The following is an 18,115-nucleotide window of genomic DNA, read 5'->3' as shown; positions in this document are numbered from 1 at the left end:
ACAAAACAGTTCTTAATGGCCTTCCGTGGAGGTTGCCAGACCTTTAACCCCCTCCCAGCCTCCCCCTTGATAAGGGGGAGGAGCCTGGTTCTGTAGTGCTGAAATAATTCGCGTCCCCTCCCCTCTTTCTTCTGTAGAGAGTAAGGGGAGGGTTAGGGAGGGGTTTTATGTTGCCGTGACCCTAAAACCAAAAAGCCCGCTACGGAAATCCGTAGCGGGCTTTTAAATACTTTATTACTAAGCGATTAGCCTAGGAACTTGCGTGCGTTTTGGAATAAACGCAACCAAGGACCTTGCTCTTGCCAGCCTTCTGGCTTCCAGCTGTGTTGTACCGCACGGTAAACACGCTCTGGGTGAGGCATCATGATAGTCACACGACCATCTTCAGACGTTACACCCGTGATACCTTCAGAGGAACCGTTCGGGTTGAATGGGTAACGCTCTGTTGCTTGACCGTAGTGATCCACGAATTGCAGTGCTACTTGGCCATTCGCTTTAAGGATGCCTTTGTGTGCGTCATCACGGTATTCCGTGTGACCTTCACCGTGGGCAACCGCGATCGGCATGATCGACCCCGCCATATCCGCTAGAAGAACAGAGTTAGACTGTTTCACTTCTACTTGCACTAGACGTGCTTCGAACTGTGCCGATTGGTTACGCACGAACTTCGGCCAGTTTTGCGCACCTGGGATCAGGTCGTGCAAGTTAGATAGCATCTGACAACCGTTACAGATACCTAGCGAGAAGGTTTCTTGACGGTTGAAGAAGGCTTCGAACTGCTCGCGTGCACGTGCGTTGAATAGGATAGACTTCGCCCAACCTTCACCGGCACCTAGTACGTCACCGTAGGAGAAACCACCACAAGCCACTAGACCGTGGAATTCTTCTAGAGAAACGCGACCAGACAGGATATCACTCATGTGTACGTCAACTGGATTGAAGCCAGCTTTATGGAAGGCTGCTGCCATTTCCACTTGACCGTTTACACCCTGCTCACGCAATACGGCCATGCGAGGTTTCACACCCGTATTAATGTAAGGCGCTGCAACGTCGGCATTGATATCAAAGCTTAGGCTCGCAGATAGACCTGGATCTTTCGCATCAAGCAAGTTATCGAACTCTTGCTGTGCTGACTCTGGGTTATCACGTAGCGCTTGGATACGGTAGCTTGTTTCAGACCAAGTACGCTGCCAAGTGACACGATCTTGTGACAACACTTGCTCACCTTGGAAAGCAAAGTTCAAAGTATCGCTATCGTTTAGTGTTGCAACCGCTGTCGCAGAAACACCCGCCGCTTGGTAAGCCGCTAGTACTGTATCCACTTCGCTGTTCGCAACTTGGATCACCGCACCTAGCTCTTCGTTGAACAATGCCGCTGCTAGAGACGCTTTATCTTTAGCTACGTTTGTTAGGTCAACATCTAGACCAATGTGGCTCGCAAAAGACATCTCTACCAGTGTTGCAAATAGACCACCGTCGGAACGGTCGTGGTAAGAAAGCAGCTTGCCTTCGCCATTCAACGCTTGTGTGGTATCGAAGAAGCCCGCTAGCACCGCAGCACTGTCTACGTCAGGTGTTGCGTTACTTACTTTGTTAAATACTTGCGCAAGTACCGAACCACCTAGACGGTTTTGACCCGCACCAAGATCTAGAAGGATCAATTGGCTGTCAGCTTTCTTAAGCTCAGGAGTAAGAGTCTTACGAACATCTTCCACAGGCGCAAAGGCAGAAATCACTAGAGACAATGGTGAAGTAACCGCTTTCTCTTCGCCGTCTTCTTTCCATACCGTCTTCATCGACATAGAGTCTTTACCCACAGGGATCGCGATATCCAGTGCAGGACATAGCTCCATACCTACGGCTTTAACCGTTTGGTATAGCTTCTCGTCTTCACCTGCGTGACCCGCAGCCGCCATCCAGTTAGCAGATAGCTTAATGTGGTTACGTTTGGTGATTTTCGCTGCCGCTAGGTTGGTTAGCGCTTCACCTACTGCCATGCGACCAGACGCTGGCGCATTCAATAGTGCTGCAGGCGTACGCTCACCCATGGTCATTGCTTCACCAGTGTAGCTATCTAGTGACGAAGTCGTTACCGCAACGTCAGCTACTGGCACCTGCCATGGCCCCACCATCTGATCACGCGCCACCATACCTGTGATAGTACGGTCACCGATGGTGATCAAGAAGCTCTTAGACGCAACTGTTGGAAGGCTAAGCACGCGCTTCGCTGCTTCAGCCAATTCAACGTCAGAACCGTCAAAGTCATCGCCTTTCACGTCTGCTTTAGTAGCTTCACGATGCATCTTAGGTGGCTTACCAAACAGCACAGACATTGGTAGATCAACTGGGCTGTTGTCGAAGTGTGGATCTTCTACTTCTAGATGTAGTTCTTCTTTCGCTTCACCTACCACAGCAAATGGACAACGCTCACGCTCACAGATCGCTGCGAACTCGTCAATGCGGTCAGCAGGGATCGCCATTACGTAGCGTTCTTGAGATTCGTTACACCAGATTTCTAGTGGTGACATACCTGGCTCGTCGTTCAATACTTTACGTAGATCGAACTTACCACCACGCTCGCCGTCTTTTACAAGCTCTGGCAAGGCGTTAGATAGACCACCGGCACCCACGTCGTGGATGAAGCTAATTGGGTTCTTGTCGCCAAGCTGCCAACAACGGTCGATAACTTCCTGACAACGGCGCTCCATTTCTGGGTTACCACGTTGTACCGAAGCAAAATCTAGGTCTTCGTTACCGTCAGCAGACGCCATAGAAGAGGCTGCACCACCGCCAAGACCGATCAACATCGCAGGACCACCTAGTACCACTAGTTTAGAACCGACTTGGATCTCGTTCTTTTCAACGTGCTCACGACGGATGTTACCGATACCGCCCGCAAGCATGATTGGCTTGTGGTAACCACGCACTTCGTCACCGGTTGGACCCTGTACTTTTTGCTCGAAAGTACGGAAGTAACCTAGTAGTGCAGGACGACCAAATTCGTTGTTAAATGCCGCGCCACCGATAGGACCTTCGATCATGATATCCAATGGTGTCACGATGCGGCTTGGCTTGCCGTATTGGCTTTCCCATGGTTGCTCGAAACCAGGGATTTTAAGGTCAGAAACCGTAAAGCCTGTTAGACCTGCTTTCGGCTTAGCACCGATACCAGTCGCGCCTTCGTCACGAATCTCACCACCAGAACCGGTCGCGGCACCCGCAAATGGAGCAATTGCCGTTGGGTGGTTGTGAGTTTCAACCTTCATCAGAATATCGATGTTCTCTTGTGAGAAATCGTATTCACGAGTTTCGGAGTTCGGGAAGAAACGGCCTGCTTTGTGACCTTCCATAACCGCGGCGTTGTCTTTGTACGCAGACAAAGTACCGTCAGGGTTATGTTCGTGGGTATTCTTGATCATCTTGAACAAAGAACGCTCTTGTTCTTCGCCATCGATCGTCCAAGAAGCGTTAAAGATCTTATGACGGCAGTGCTCAGAGTTTGCTTGAGCAAACATCATTAGCTCTACGTCATTTGGGTTACGACCCAATTCTTTGAATGACTCTACCAAGTAGTCAATTTCGTCTTCCGCCAAGGCTAGACCAAGTTTTTGGTTAGCTTCTACCAATGCATCGCGACCGCCGCCTAACACATCAACACTGCTCATTGGTGCTGGTGTTGCATGGCTGAACATGGTTTGTGCCGCTGCAACGTCTAGCAAAACGCTTTCTGTCATACGGTCATGCAGTAGCGCCGCAATGTCACTACGCTGTGCATCAGAGAATGCTTCGCTAGAGTGGATAAAGTATTGCACACCGCGCTCAACGCGCTCTACTAACTCAAGACCACAGTTATGCAGAATGTCCGTTGCTTTAGAAGACCATGGAGAGATGGTACCAAGACGTGGCACTACCAATACGTAGTTGTCAGATACTTGAATCGGCGCAGACTTAGCCCCGTAAGTCAGAGCCTGTTCTAGCACGCCTTGTTGTTCAGCCGTCAGCGCCTGACCTGACTTTAGCTCAACAAAATGTAGAAACTGGGCATCGATATCTGTGATAGATGGATACAGATCTTGTAGACCTGCTAAAAGCTTAGCTTTGCGAAACGCAGAAAGCGCCGCGGAACCATGCAGAGTCAGCATGTCGAGTTTTGCCTCATGTGGTAGTTTGGGGAAAAATTTGCGCGTATTTTAAATCATTGAGGCGTTTTGAAGCCAGTATAGTCTTTGCAATATCGCGACTTTCCTTACTCAGTGTCGTTATTTCGAGCCTTAGCCTGTTGTTTTAACCGTTTTTTTTGCTCGCGGCGATACTGAAAAAAATTTGAAAGCTGAGTGCTCGCTTGCTCCGCGAGCACTCCACCTAAGGCTTCGACACGGTGATTTAAGAAGCTATGCAGGAAAAACTGCTGCTGACTTTCCACGACACCGCTCTTTGGCTCGGTCGCGCCATACACCACACGAGCAATACGACTGTGCACAATCGCCCCAGCACACATGGAACAAGGCTCCAGCGTGACATATAAGGTCGCCTCTGGTAGACGGTAATTATTCACATTTTTGCAGGCGTCTCGAATTGCCTGAATTTCCGCATGAGCAGTCGGGTCACAGGTATGAATCGGGGAGTTAAACCCCTGACCGATGACTTCGCCATCTAATACGACAATCGCGCCAACAGGAATTTCGCTTTCCGCTTCCGCAGCACAAGCCAGCTCAAGCGCTTTGGCCATCCAATATTCGTCTATCTCTAACTGTGAATGACACGGGTCTATTGCACTGGGCATTTCAAATCTCCTAAACTCAGGAGAACTATTATACAAGGAGTTCGACGCGTGCAAACTGTAGCCGATTTAATGATTACCAATCTTGTGACGCTAAAAGAAAGCGACTCACTGGCCAAAGCCAAAGCACTCATGGCGGAAAAGAACATCCGCAACCTACCGATTGTCGATGACGAAAACCATTGTCTTGGCATGCTGACTCAGCGTGAATACCTAAAACACGCCTTTTACCTAGTCAGCCAGTTCGGCACTCAGCAGCTACAGAAGAAAGAAGAGCAAACCCCAGTACGCAACGCCATGAACAAAGAAATCTTAAGCGTCGAATCCACCATGTCGCTCAAAGCGGCAGCTGAGTTTTTCATTGAAAACAAATACGGTAGCTTACCTGTGGTAGAAGATGGCAAGCTGGTCGGCATTTTAAGCCCAGTAGACTTCGTCAAACTGGCACACAGCATGTTGAAGTAATTGATACAAGACGTAAAAAAACCAGCGCTAGGCTGGTTTTTTTTTCACAAGAAGTCAGGACTGATCAGTACTTTGCAGTAGCGGTCGCTTCTCAAGCATCACTTGCGAAGCTTGCTGACCAAAATCCGTTTGCATAATTTCAAAGCTAACAGATTGACCCTTTTTCAGGGTTTTATGCCCCTCTGACACAATCGATTTATAGTGCACAAACACATCCGGTAAGTCATCGCGCCTAATAAAGCCAATGCCTTTGGTGTCATTAAACCAACGCACCTTACCAAAAAACCGTTCTGCCATTGACCACCTCTTGTTATTGTTTTGAGCCAATTGCTCTAGTCTATTTACAGACTAGAGCCGACCGTTGTTACAAAGACGCGATGCTCGCCTTTTGCTCTTCTAGACGAGCAACGACTGACTTCAGATCTTCGCACTTGGCTTTTTCTTTCTCTACGACATCCGCTGGCGCTTTGGCAACAAATGACTCGTTGCCTAGCTTGCCTTCGATACGCTGTAGATCTTTGCTTGCCTTATCGATTTCTTTTTGCAGACGCGCAAGCTCTGCTTCTTTATCGATTAGACCCGCCATTGGCACCAATACTTCCATTTCACCCACTAGGGCAGTAGCTGACATTGGTGCTTCCGCACCCGCTTCTAGCCAAGTGATAGAGGCAATTTTCGCCAATTTCTCTAGGAACGCTAAGTTCGCTTCCATACGAGTTTTATCTAGCTCGGAACCGTTACGGAAGAAAATCTCTAGCGGCTTAGACGGTGCAATGTTCATCTCACCACGGATATTACGAATGCCTTCGATCACACCTTTTAGCCATTCAACGTCCGCTTCCGCCGCAGCGTCTTTCTTCGCTTCTTCAGCTTCTGGGAAAGACTTAACCATCACCGTCTCACCCGTTTCGCCAGCTAGCGGTGCAACACGCTGCCAGATTTCTTCGGTGATAAACGGCATCATTGGGTGCGCAAGACGTAGGAAGGCTTCCAATACACAAACCAAGGTACGACGTGTACCCGCTAGCTGTGCAGGCGTGGCGTTCTCGTCCCAAAGAACCGGCTTAGACAGCTCTAGGTACCAGTCACAGTATTCATGCCACATGAATTCGTAAACAGCTTGCGCCGCCAAATCAAAACGGTGCGTCTCGTAGGCTTTGTTTACTGCATCTTCAGCGTGTTGTAGACGGGAAATAATCCACTTATCTGCTAGCGATAGCTCAACTTCACCACCGTTTTGCGCGCAATCTTGGCCTTCTGTGTTCATTAACACGTAGCGTGCTGCGTTCCAGATCTTGTTACAGAAGTTGCGGTAACCTTCTAAACGGTTAAGGTCGAACTTGATGTCACGACCACCTGACGCTAGCGAGCACAGCGTGAAACGTAGCGCATCGGTACCGTAAGCAGGCATACCTTCTGGGTAGGTTTCGCGCGTGTTCTTCTCAACTTTCTCAGCAAGACGTGGCTGCATCATGCCGTAAGTACGCTTCGCTACCAGAGCGTCTAGGTCGATACCGTTAATCAAATCCAGTGGATCGATTACGTTACCTTTCGACTTCGACATCTTGTCGCCGCGCTCGTCACGGATCAGACCTGTGATGTAAACCGTTTTGAACGGTACTTTGTTAGTGAATTTCAGGGTCATCATGATCATACGAGCAACCCAGAAGAAAATGATGTCAAAGCCCGTTACTAGAACGTCTGATTCACCAAATAGATCTAGGTCTTCGGTTTGCTCTGGCCAACCTTGCGTTGCAAAGGTCCACAGTGCAGACGAGAACCAAGTATCTAGTACGTCTTCATCTTGAGTCAGTTCAAGATCTGCCGCTAGGTTGTACTTAGTACGCACTGTTGCTTCGTCTTGACCTACGTAGAAGTTACCTTCTGCGTCGTACCAAGCTGGGATTTGGTGGCCCCACCAAAGCTGACGCGAGATACACCAATCTTGTAGATCACGCATCCAAGCAAAGTAAGTGTTTTCCCACTGCTTAGGTACGAATTGAATGTCACCGTTTTCAACCGCTTCAATCGCTGGTTTGGCTAGACTTTCTACCGCCACATACCACTGCTTCGTTAGGTATGGTTCAACCACGGTATTACCACGTTCGCTGCGTGGCACTTTCAATTTGTGGTCAGCAATTTTTTCTAGAAGACCTAGGTCTTCGAAATCTTGCACGATCACTTTACGGGCATCAAAACGATCTAGACCACGGTATTTTTCTGGCGCTTCGTTATTGATCGACGCATCATCGGTAAAGATGTTGATCATTGGTAGGTTATGACGCTTACCGACTTCGTAGTCGTTAAAGTCGTGGGCTGGAGTAATTTTCACACAGCCTGTACCGAACTCTTTATCAACGTACTCATCAGCAACGATTGGAATACGACGACCAACAAGCGGCAGAATGATTTCTTTGCCAACCAACGCAGCGTAACGCTCATCATCTGGTGCCACCGCCACGGCCGAGTCACCAAGCATGGTTTCTGGACGCGTTGTCGCCACGACAATGTAATCTTTGCCATCCGCTGTTTTTACGCCATCCGCTAGTGGGTAACGAAAGTGCCACATAAAGCCATTTTCTTCTTCTGACAGTACTTCTAGGTCAGAAATAGCGGTGTGCAGTTTTGGATCCCAGTTGACTAGGCGCTGACCACGGTAAATGATGCCTTCGTCAAACAAGCGTACAAACACTTCTTGTACCGCTGCAGACATACCAGGGTCCATGGTGAAGCGCTCTTTACTCCAATCCACCGAGTCACCCAAAACGCGCATCTGATCAGAGATAGTGCCGCCTGACTGACCTTTCCATTCCCATACTTTTTCTAGGAACTTTTCACGGCCTAATTCAGTACGCGTTAGGTTTTGTGCTGCCAATTGACGCTCAACCACCATCTGCGTTGCGATACCAGCGTGGTCGCTACCTGGCTGCCACAATGTGCGTTTGCCTTGCATACGCGCACGACGAATCATAGCGTCCATCAAACTGTGCTGGAACGCGTGGCCCATGTGCAGACTACCTGTGACGTTCGGCGGCGGAATCATGATCGAGAATGGCGTGCCGTCACCCTTAGGTGCGAAGTAATTATTTTCTTCCCAGCGCGTGTAAATCGGCTGTTCGATACTTTGAGGTTGGTAAGTCTTTTCCATTATGGTGTCTTAAAGCTCTTGGATGGCAAAAATTAAGTTGTGGGAATTATACCGCTTACGCGACGACCGAGAAAGTCACGAAAGACCTACTGGCCTTTTCGTTTTGAGATTTCTGTCATGACTTCAGCGACCAGGGTAGGCAAACGACGCTCCAATACCGTACGAATCGCCGCGGCAATCAACTGAGATTGATCCTGTTTACTGGGCGCTTGCGGCGCTGCGGTGACTTTTTCAGCTGTTTGATGGACGGTTTTTGTAACCGCCTCTGCGACAACGGCCGCCGTTTCTTCAGGTGGCTCGTAGTGAAATTCGGCCTTTTTGGTTTCAGGTGGTTCGTACTTAAAGTGCGTTGCTGACTTGGCCGATACTGTCTGCTCAACAGCCGCATTGTGAACCTGAGAAGCCTGATGCACCTGCGGCGCTTGCGCTTCAGGGTGCGGAACTCGCTTCTCTCCCGAGAGCAAATTCTTAAGGTGCATTTCTTGACTAATAGGCGTAGAAACCTCGTCCGCGCCGACAACATCCATCAGAATAGGAATGTCATCTTTATTGCGCAGCGCAGCTGTTAGGACTGTTTCGTCCGGCTCAGACAAATACATTTGAGCATCAGAAAGCACATCAGACATAAGAAACCACAATCAAAGCCAAGTTAATCAGCATGGTCAGAGGCCATTCACAGCCACTGATTATCCCGTTAGAAAACGATCAAGTTGTACAACTTTCGCACTGACGCCAACAAAAGTCTACCCTATGTCGCGTCAGGATCGATCGACGAAATCTATACCTAACATTTCATAGCCATTAGATACAGAGGCGCACATTTCACTGAGCTAACCACCCTACAAGGTGACCAATGACCCGTAAAAGCAAAAAGCCCCACCGCAATCAATTACGGCAGGGCTTTTAAATACTTTAAAAGCAATTAGTTAGCTTTACTCAATAGATACTGAGTCAACAAACCCACAGGACGACCACTCGCACCTTTGCTCGCGCCACCAGCCCATGCGGTACCAGCGATATCCAAGTGTGCCCAAGGGTAGCTTTCAGTAAAGCGCGACAAGAAACATGCCGCTGTCACAGAACCCGCCTCTGGACCACCGATATTGCCCATGTCAGCAAAGTTACTGTCGAGTTGCTGTTGGTATTCTTCATCTAGCGGCATTTGCCATAGTTTATCGGCGGCTTCTTTACTAGCCGCTTTCAGTGCATCCGCCACCTCTTGTTTGTTAGCGTACATACCAGAGTTCACACTACCTAGCGCAACGATACAAGCGCCGGTTAGGGTGGCAATGTCGACCACCGATTGAGGCTTAAAACGTTCGATGTAAGTCAATGCATCACACAGTACCAAACGACCTTCGGCATCGGTGTTCAACACTTCCACCGTTTTACCGGACATGGTTTTCACGATGTCACCTGGCTTGGTTGCTCGACCGCTTGGCATATTTTCTGCGGCAGCAATCACAGCCGTGAAGTTTAGCGCTGGCTTAAGCTCACAGATGGCTTTCATGGTACCAAACACGCTGGCCGCGCCACACATGTCGTATTTCATCTCATCCATTTTCGCGCCTGGCTTTAATGAAATACCGCCGGTGTCAAAGGTAATACCCTTACCTAGCAATACATGCGGCGCTTCATCTTCTTTGCCGCCACGGTAATGCATCACGATTAGGTAACTTGGTTGATCACTACCACGGCCAACCGACAATAGACAGTGCATGCCTAGTTCATCCATCTTAGTTTCGTCTAGCAACTCCACTTCGATGCCGTAGTCTTCACCCAATTGCTGTGCTTTCGAAGCAAGGTAAGCTGGCGTACAAACGTTGCCAGGCAGGTTACCCAATTGACGCGTGAAAGCAGAACCAGCTGCCGTCGCCACACCCACTTTTAAGGCATCTTCGTTGCTGCCTTCGATTTGCAGCGTTTCAACTTTGTTTACCTTCTCAGCATCAGACTGTTTAAAGCCAAGGAATTCGTAAAAGGCTTCATTTAGCCACTGACCCAGCAAAGTCGTGATGTTGTCCGCGGAACGGTCTTTTACCGATAGGCCGCTCGCTGCCACAGCTACATTGGCGTATGGCAGAGCTTTGATTTGCGCGCCCACCGCTGCAGCCACTTTCTTAACATTCATATCAGATAAGGCATCTTTGCCCGTACCAACCAACAATAGCGCAGGCTGACCATCTGTTACGCTTGGTAGCAACAAGGTTTGTGCTACTGAACCTTTGAAAACGGTTTGTTCACGAAGTGCGGCAATTTGACCGTTCACTTTTTCGTCTGCTTGTGCCGTCGCTGCAGGCAAATCCCCTTCACTTGGAACAAATACCACAAGCAGGTCTGCTTGCACGTCAGCAACATTGTTGAACAATTGTGTTTTCATATTTCCCATCCAATTCAATAATCTTTCTAAAATACTGGCTACCTACGGCAACTAACGAGATAATATTGGCCGTTTAATTTTTAGTAGCGATCACCTGAAGTCACGCTAGAACTCCAGTAGAGGTTCCTTTGAAACTATTCAGATACTTGGCTAAAGAAGTGTTGGTGTCAACCGCAGCGGTGACCCTCATCTTACTTCTTGTCATTTTAAGCGGACGCATCTTTAACTATCTAGGTCGCGTCGCTGATGGCCGCATGAGCTTTGACTTCCTATTCATCTTATTAGGCCTACACGTCCCAAGCTTTATTCAGGTTATTTTACCGTTAGCCTTCTTCCTGTCATTACTGCTGGCCTACGGCCGCTTGTACATTGAAAACGAAATGTCGATTTTGTTCGCCAGCGGTGTCAGCAAAATCAAACTCGCAGGTTACACCCTTGGTATTGCACTTTTTGTAACGGCCCTATCCGCTTGCATCAACTTTTGGCTGTCGCCAACCTTTGAATACAAGGCTCAAGAAATCACTCAAGCACAGGATCAACTGACTGCATTTGATTTCCTCCAACCCGGTAAATTCGAAGGCTCAGGTCAACGCGCCACCTACATCGAGAACTTCACTGATAATGAAGGCTGGATGGAAAACATGTTTGTCTCCGACTACACCACTAAAAATCATCAGCTGGTGCCGACGCAAACATTGGCACGCTATGGGGAGTTAGTACGTTTCGCTGAGCACGACGGATTGCAATACCTGGTATTAAAAGACGGCGTACGCTACCAAGGTAAACCCGGCACCGGCAACTACACGGTCACTACCTTTGATACCTATGCGTTGCGTATTGAAGACACGCCACCCAGTGAGATCACTGCAGAAGAAGCGCAATCGACCCTATCCTTATTAAATGCCACCGATCCCAAGCTGGTCGCAGAACTGCAATGGCGTATTAGTCTAGTGATCATGGTGCCTATTCTGGCGATTATCGGTTTATCCCTGAGTCAGGTGAATCCACGCCAAGGCCGTTTCTTTAAAATGCTGCCAGCGATCGTATTGCTAATCACCTACTTGGGCTTATTGATTTGGGGACGTACCGCCATCGAAAAACAAACCATCCCTGTACAACTTGGGCTGTGGTGGGTACATGCGGCCTTTATCATGATCGCTACCTATACCTTCCTATTGTTTAACCAGGCGTTCTCACGTAAAGCCGCCCGACTACCAAAAGCATCAGGAGGCCGTCATGCGTAAACTAGACAACTACGTGGGCATGAGCGTTTTCTTGGCGGTTTGCTTGGTGGCGTTTGTATTACTAGGACTGGACTTTGCCATTACTTTTATTGAGGAAGTAAAAAAGGTAAACGACCAATACACGACCACCACCTTGATCCAAGTATTGGGACTACGCATCCCAGGCAAATTAGCAGAATACTTACCCGTTGCATCTTTGATCGGCACCTTGGTGGGACTAGGGGCTTTGGCTTCAACCTCTGAGATTACCGTGATGCGTGCGGCGGGGGTACCGCTATGGCGCCTAGGCTTTGCTGCTTGCAAACCAGTGCTAGCTCTTGCGTTAGCAGGCTTATTAGTCGCAGAGTTTGTCTCACCGATTGCAGAACAAAAAGCCAATCTAGTGGATAAGTTACAAGTAGGCGTGAACAGCAACTTTGCCATCACCGGTGGCAGTTGGCTAAAGACTAATGGCGACTATGTCTACATTGATGCCGCTGATCGCCAAGGCAGCCTCTACAACATCACCATTTACGATCGTGAAGGCGACACGTTACAAGCCATTCATACTGCTCGTAGCGCGACACAAGAATCGGAAAACACTTGGACATTACATGACATTTCGACCACTAGCTTTGGTGGTGATCGCGTCACTATAAGCCAAGCTGACACGCAAGAATGGTACTCTTCGTTAAAAGCCGACTACCTCTATCTGTCGACCCAAGAACCGGACAGCTTGTCGCTGACACAACTGTATCAGTATTCGAGCTTTTTGAAGGAGCAAGGGCTAAACCCAGGGGATTATGAACTGTCTTTTTGGAGCAAGATTTTCCGCCCACTCTCCTCGCTAGCCTTGGTTATCGTCGCCATTTCGACCGTCTTCGGGCCGTTGCGTTCGTCGACCATGGGAGGACGCATTTTCTCGGGTGTGTTGATTGGTCTAGCCTTCCAAAACACCCTCTATATTATGGGTCGCTTAAGCTTGGTCAGCTCACTACCACCATTACTGGGGATTTTGCTGCCAATTCTGGTCTGTTTCACGATTGGTCTTTATCTCTTGAAACGCCGTCACTAACAGCAAAAAACAACGCAACCTAAGACAGGTTGCGTTGTTTATGATCGATAAACTCTAAACGGGTCTGCGACAACTTATCGTGCCAAGTCTGTTGATTCTTATCGATTAGCGCCCACAAAAACCCCAAACCAAAGCATCCCCACGACACCAAGGCAAACACATAACGCGCGGTCGCTTGGCGCATTGTCACTGGCGCACCGTTTTCTTGCACCACACGAAACTTCCATACCTGCATCCCCAACGTTTGCCCTGGGTAACGCCAGAATTTCACAAAGAAGCCCCAAGCAATCAATAGCAGCAACCAAAATAGCCAGGCGCCTTGAACGGCCTCCCCTTCATTGGCCATAACAGCGATCCAGCCCACTAGGAAATACAAGGCAATTAATAGTAGAGAATCGTAGAACGCCGCCGCTAAGCGACGCCATAAATGAACTTTGCGCATTGTTACTCTTCACTTTCCCATGCTTATCACAGTGAAAGCTATAATGCAGAGTAATAATGCGCATTTGAAGTAGCTTTTGGAAAACCTCAACAGAACACGATTGAGGTCAATAAAACGTTAAGCCTGTATAAAACGCGCAATACGCTCTAAGGCTTGCTCAATGCGCTTAGAATCACAGGTGTAAGCAAAGCGCACATATTGATGGGCGTCCTTCATGCCAAAATCCGCCCCCGGCGTCAGCGCGACAAACTCTGTTTGCAATAATGCCAAGCACCACTGCATGGCATCCGTAGTAATGCTCGACACATCCACATAAACATAAAAGGCCCCCTGCGGAGCTGAGGCAATCGGCAGCCCCAGCTTTTCCAAACCATTAATCAAGGTCTGACGACGTTCCGCCAAGGTTTGACGACGTTGCTCGCACTCTGCTAACACATCAGGCTGGAAAGCTCGCAGTGCTGCATGTTGAGCAATCGAAGGTGCCGAAATAAATAGGTTTTGTGCCAGTTTAGTTGCACCCTCAATGGCCCATTCAGGCACCACAATCCAACCTAAACGCCAGCCCGTCATAGCAAAGTATTTCGAGAAACTGTTCACTACAAAAATGTCATCACTGACACTTAATGCCGTAAAGTCTTCACCTTCAAAGACCAAGCCTTGATAGATTTCATCCACCAACAAGTGGCCGCCCTGTCGCTGAACAATCTCCCAGGCTTTGGCAATGTAGTCTACGGACAATACCGAACCGGTTGGATTCGCAGGTGATGCCAGCCAAAGCCCCGTAGTTTGTGCTTGCCATTGCTCTGCCAGCGTATCCAAGTCGATTTCAAAGTTGTTTTCACTGAAACATTCCAGCATACGTGCTTGCGCACCGACCTGTAATAAAAAGTGGCGATTACAAGGGTAACAAGGATCTGGCATCAGCACTTCAGAACCCACTTCCGCCATCAAAGAGCTTAATAGCAGCAAGGCACCAGACGCACCAGGCGTCACAATAATACGCTGTGACGCCACCTTCACATCATAGCGCTCAAGATAGAAATCGCTGATTGCTTGACGCAGTTCCGGCAAACCTGTCGCTGCCGTATAACCCGTCTTCCCTTCACGAATAGCGGCCATACCCGCTTCGTTTACGGCCGCCGGCGCCGTAAAGTCCGGCTCCCCCACTTCTAGGTGAATCACGTCTTTTCCAGCGGCTTGAAGTTGCTTCGCTCGCTCCATCACGGCCATGACTTGAAAAGGGGCAATTTGCTCGACGCGTTTGGCTAAAGTCTGCATACTAATCTCTAAAATCCTTAAAAATGCGCGGCAAAAGAATAAAGTTTTTGCGCAAAAAATGTGGTTCTGGCACAAATTATCTGATAAGTTTCCGCCCGAAAAATTTAAACCACTTTAACTTAATGTAAACAGGTTACCACAAGGACACCTGGGAAGTGAGGCAAGACTATGCCAAGTAAAAATCCTGAATCATTGATGAAAGACTTTACACCTTACGTTGCGGCGGAAGGTGAAGAGTACATGAACGAACAACAATTGGCGCATTTTAGAAGCATCCTTCTCAACTGGAAGCAAAACCTAATGGAAGAGGTTGATCGCACAGTACACAACTTACAAGAAGAAGCGGTGAACTATGCCGATCCAAACGATCGTGCCAGCCAAGAAGAAGAATTTAGCCTAGAGCTGCGTGCCCGTGACCGTGAGCGTAAATTGGTTAAAAAGATTAACCAAACTATCGAACGCATCAACGAAGACGACTACGGTTTCTGTGATGAGTGTGGTATCGAAATCGGTATCCGTCGCCTAGAAGCTCGTCCTACAGCGACCATGTGTATCGACTGTAAGACACTAGCAGAAATTAAAGAGAAGCAAATCGGCGGTTAATTCATGCCCTCTGCTTATCGCGGCCGGTTTGCGCCTTCGCCAACCGGCCCACTTCATTTTGGCTCTCTACTCAGTGCCGTTGCTAGTTATCTTGACGCACGCCAACAACAAGGCACTTGGTTAATTCGTATCGAAGATGTGGACGGCACACGCTGCTCTACCGCTTACCAACAAGCCATCATCAGCACCCTACACAGCTACGAGTTATTTTCAGACGAAACGATTGTTATCCAGTCTGAACGTTACGATCTGTATCAGCACTATTTAGAACAGCTGATTGAGCAAAATCTGGCTTATCCCTGCCAATGCACCCGAGCCTCTTTAAAAGCCACACAGGGCCTACATCCGACGCGCTGTCATAGTGACACCCTGACGCCACACTCTTGGCGCGCGCAATGCGATCAAGGCCTCTATGAATTTGTCGATCCAATTCAAGGACCGCAGTACTTTGATGTTAGCCAGCCATTGAATCATCCGGTATTAAAGCGCAAGGACGATTACTTTTCTTACCAATTGGCCGTGGTAGTGGACGATCACTTACAGAACATCAGCCATATTGTGCGCGGTGCCGATTTGCTTGAAACGACCGGTCAGCAACTGTGGCTCTACCAACAGTTTGGCTGGCAAGCGCCTGAACTCTGCCATCTACCGCTGATCGTCAATGAACATGGCGATAAGATCAGTAAGCAAAACCATGCCAAAGCCATTCCTAACGGCGAGCCGCAAGTCTTGCAACGAGTGCTACATTATTTAGGCTTTCAGGACGTTCCTAACGACTACCGCCTAGGGACCTTATTAGAATGGGCCAGTGAGCGTTGGCAACGGACACAGCTACGCCAAGCAACGCTTTCTTTGATCGACAACGACCAACCACTGATACGCTAAACCAGCACTCGCACACACCTTTAAAGTGAGTATAATCGTTACACCAAGTTACAAGGGGTGACAGGATGTATCACGTAATGGTGATTTGTGGGGATAACTCGCCACTTAAAGAAGTCGATCGCTGGTTAAGCCGTAATGGCTTTCACGTCAACATTAGCCAGACTATTGAGCAGGCCATCAAGTACTACGAGCTGGATGACTTCGAGCTGCTGTTAGTGGACGCCGATGTCGCCCCCGACGAATCCTTGGCCAAAATCAGCCAACAAACCTTTATTATTTTCGACCAACGCCCAAGCCTTAATAGCGCCATAGAATACATGGCCAAGGGTGCCAATTACTTTATTCCTCTGCCGACTGATCCAGATACGGTACTCGCGCAAGTGATTGAAGCCTTGGAAAAACCCAAGCGCAGTGGCAACAAGTCAACAGAACTGAAAACAGGCAGCGCTGGTGAGATCAGTTTATTTGCCGAACAATCCAACAAGTCCAGCGAGCCAACTCTCGGCTCTCCTGAAAGCGGCATTATTGGCGACAGCCCCGCCATGCATATACTGTTTGATGAATTACAAAAGGTCGCCAAAACCAACGCGACCGTGTTAATTCACGGGGAATCTGGTACCGGTAAAGAGCTGGTCGCCAAATCGATTCATAATCTTTCGAAGCGCAAAAACAACGCCCTTATTAGCGTCAACTGTGCGGCGATTCCAGAAAATCTAATCGAGTCCGAACTATTTGGTCATGAGAAAGGCGCCTTTACCGGTGCGGTGTCCGCACGCGATGGCCTGATTGTCGCTGCCGACAAAGGCACGCTTTTCCTCGATGAGATCGGTGAGCTGCCACTAGAAGCCCAAGCCCGCTTGCTACGCGTCTTACAAGAAGGGGAGATTCGCCGTGTCGGTGCTGTCACCTCGACTCAGGTGGATATCCGCCTCGTGACGGCGACCCATAGAAACCTGCTGCAAATGGTTCAGAACGGCATGTTCCGAGAAGACTTGTATTACCGCCTCTATGTGATGGAATTGACTGTTCCAGCCCTACGTGAGCGCGGTGAAGATATCTCGTTGATTGCCAAGACATTACTAGAGAAAGCCTGTAAGAAGCACGACAAGCCCGTGCCGACCTACAGCAAAGCCTTTGATAAAGCGATTCGCGAGCACACCTGGCCTGGCAACGTCAGGGAACTGGAAAACGCCCTAGAACGGGCTATTATTCTTAGCCCAGAAGGTAAGCTTGAAGCCAGCAATCTTAAGCTCAAGACCAAGGACAGTCATATAACGGTAACAAAAGAGGTGCACACTGGCGCCACCTCAGAAAGTTCTCCTCAATTTGCCATTGAAGGCACGACGCTCGACGATTACTTCAAGCACTTTGTGTTAACGCACCAACATAAAATGACCGAAACACAGCTTGCACAGTCTCTGGGCATCTCTCGAAAAAGCCTTTGGGAACGACGCCAAAAACTTGGTGTGCCCAGAAAAGTAACAGAATAAAAGTAACACTTGATACGATATTACCCAACAAAACCTATCAATATCGTAAAAAAAGTGCACAACATTTTTAAAAAATCCTTACTTTTCAGTATTTTGAAAAAATTGGCACAACAAATGCCTTATAAAGGACACAACGATAACAAGATTGACGATAATAAAAATAAGTTAATCATTGTGTACGTTCCTTCAAATAAAAATAAAATAAAAGGAACACCGTAGCCTCTTCAAATAAAAATAAAACCTGAGGCTGCGGATGGAAAGATCGCTTTGGATAATTGATTTTTTTAGATATACAAGCCGTTAGGCGATGAAAACATTGCAATAATAAAAATAAAAATTGAGTAGA

Annotated in this window: 14 protein-coding genes; 6 read left to right on the top strand and 8 right to left on the bottom strand. The window is 48.4% G+C overall.

Going from position 1 to position 18,115, the window contains the following annotated elements:
• Positions 1 to 245: 245 nt before the first annotated feature.
• Positions 246 to 4,142: a phosphoribosylformylglycinamidine synthase gene (gene purL / locus ACOSVP_RS11115; protein ID WP_487347576.1), complete on the bottom strand. Its 3,897-nt coding sequence runs from the start codon at positions 4,140 to 4,142 to the stop codon at positions 246 to 248.
• 104 nt (positions 4,143 to 4,246) lie between these two features.
• A complete protein-coding gene (gene tadA / locus ACOSVP_RS11110; RefSeq protein ID WP_487347575.1) occupies positions 4,247 to 4,783 on the bottom strand; it encodes a tRNA adenosine(34) deaminase TadA in 537 nt (178 codons plus the stop codon).
• A 48-nt stretch (positions 4,784 to 4,831) separates the two neighbouring features.
• On the opposite strand from tadA, the gene ACOSVP_RS11105 reads away from it, so the two are divergent.
• Positions 4,832 to 5,245, top strand: a complete 414-nt coding sequence (locus ACOSVP_RS11105; protein WP_487347574.1) for a CBS domain-containing protein — start codon at positions 4,832 to 4,834, stop codon at positions 5,243 to 5,245.
• A gap of 54 nt (positions 5,246 to 5,299) precedes the next feature.
• Here the strand turns inward: ACOSVP_RS11105 and ACOSVP_RS11100 are convergent, their stop codons facing one another.
• The 4 genes from ACOSVP_RS11100 to ACOSVP_RS11085 all read right to left on the bottom strand — a co-directional run bounded on the left by ACOSVP_RS11100 (position 5,300) and on the right by ACOSVP_RS11085 (position 10,773).
• Positions 5,300 to 5,542 carry a cold-shock protein gene (locus ACOSVP_RS11100; RefSeq protein ID WP_487347573.1) on the bottom strand — a complete coding sequence of 81 codons (243 nt, stop codon included), beginning with the start codon at positions 5,540 to 5,542 and terminating at the stop codon, positions 5,300 to 5,302.
• A 67-nt stretch (positions 5,543 to 5,609) separates the two neighbouring features.
• On the bottom strand, positions 5,610 to 8,393 hold the full coding sequence (locus ACOSVP_RS11095) for a valine--tRNA ligase (RefSeq protein ID WP_487347572.1): 2,784 nt from the start codon (positions 8,391 to 8,393) through the stop codon (positions 5,610 to 5,612).
• Positions 8,394 to 8,479: 86 nt separating this feature from the next.
• Positions 8,480 to 9,019 carry a hypothetical protein gene (locus ACOSVP_RS11090; RefSeq protein ID WP_487347571.1) on the bottom strand — a complete coding sequence of 180 codons (540 nt, stop codon included), beginning with the start codon at positions 9,017 to 9,019 and terminating at the stop codon, positions 8,480 to 8,482.
• 296 nt (positions 9,020 to 9,315) lie between these two features.
• A complete protein-coding gene (locus ACOSVP_RS11085) occupies positions 9,316 to 10,773 on the bottom strand; it encodes a leucyl aminopeptidase (RefSeq protein WP_487347570.1) in 1,458 nt (485 codons plus the stop codon).
• A 128-nt stretch (positions 10,774 to 10,901) separates the two neighbouring features.
• Between ACOSVP_RS11085 and lptF the strand changes: the two genes are divergently transcribed.
• Complete coding sequence (gene lptF / locus ACOSVP_RS11080) at positions 10,902 to 12,017, top strand: LPS export ABC transporter permease LptF (protein WP_487347569.1); 1,116 nt, start codon at positions 10,902 to 10,904, stop codon at positions 12,015 to 12,017.
• Positions 12,010 to 13,071, top strand: coding sequence for an LPS export ABC transporter permease LptG (gene lptG, locus ACOSVP_RS11075; protein ID WP_487347568.1), 1,062 nt, complete (start codon positions 12,010 to 12,012; stop codon positions 13,069 to 13,071). Before lptF ends, lptG begins: the two co-directional genes overlap by 8 nt.
• A 19-nt stretch (positions 13,072 to 13,090) precedes the next feature.
• On the opposite strand, the gene ACOSVP_RS11070 is transcribed toward lptG, so the two are convergent.
• Together ACOSVP_RS11070 and ACOSVP_RS11065 are read right to left on the bottom strand one after the other, a co-directional pair.
• On the bottom strand, positions 13,091 to 13,513 hold the full coding sequence (locus tag ACOSVP_RS11070; protein WP_487347567.1) for an RDD family protein: 423 nt from the start codon (positions 13,511 to 13,513) through the stop codon (positions 13,091 to 13,093).
• A gap of 117 nt (positions 13,514 to 13,630) precedes the next feature.
• A complete protein-coding gene (locus tag ACOSVP_RS11065) occupies positions 13,631 to 14,791 on the bottom strand; it encodes an aminotransferase class I/II-fold pyridoxal phosphate-dependent enzyme (protein WP_487347566.1) in 1,161 nt (386 codons plus the stop codon).
• Positions 14,792 to 14,959: 168 nt separating this feature from the next.
• Here ACOSVP_RS11065 and dksA point away from each other — a divergent pair, with 168 nt between their 5' ends.
• The 3 genes from dksA to ACOSVP_RS11050 all read left to right on the top strand — a co-directional run bounded on the left by dksA (position 14,960) and on the right by ACOSVP_RS11050 (position 17,769).
• On the top strand, positions 14,960 to 15,394 hold the full coding sequence (gene dksA / locus ACOSVP_RS11060) for an RNA polymerase-binding protein DksA (RefSeq protein WP_487347565.1): 435 nt from the start codon (positions 14,960 to 14,962) through the stop codon (positions 15,392 to 15,394).
• A 3-nt stretch (positions 15,395 to 15,397) separates the two neighbouring features.
• Positions 15,398 to 16,279 (top strand): tRNA glutamyl-Q(34) synthetase GluQRS, encoded by an 882-nt coding sequence (gene gluQRS / locus ACOSVP_RS11055; protein ID WP_487347564.1) that lies wholly within the window; start codon positions 15,398 to 15,400, stop codon positions 16,277 to 16,279.
• Positions 16,280 to 16,344: 65 nt separating this feature from the next.
• A complete protein-coding gene (locus ACOSVP_RS11050; protein ID WP_487347563.1) occupies positions 16,345 to 17,769 on the top strand; it encodes a sigma-54-dependent transcriptional regulator in 1,425 nt (474 codons plus the stop codon).
• Positions 17,770 to 18,115: the final 346 nt, after the last annotated feature.

It is taken from the genome of Marinomonas sp. HM11-D (genome assembly GCF_057626615.1).
The sequence above is the reverse complement of the archived record's forward strand: the minus strand, read 5'-3'. Positions and strand labels throughout refer to the sequence as shown.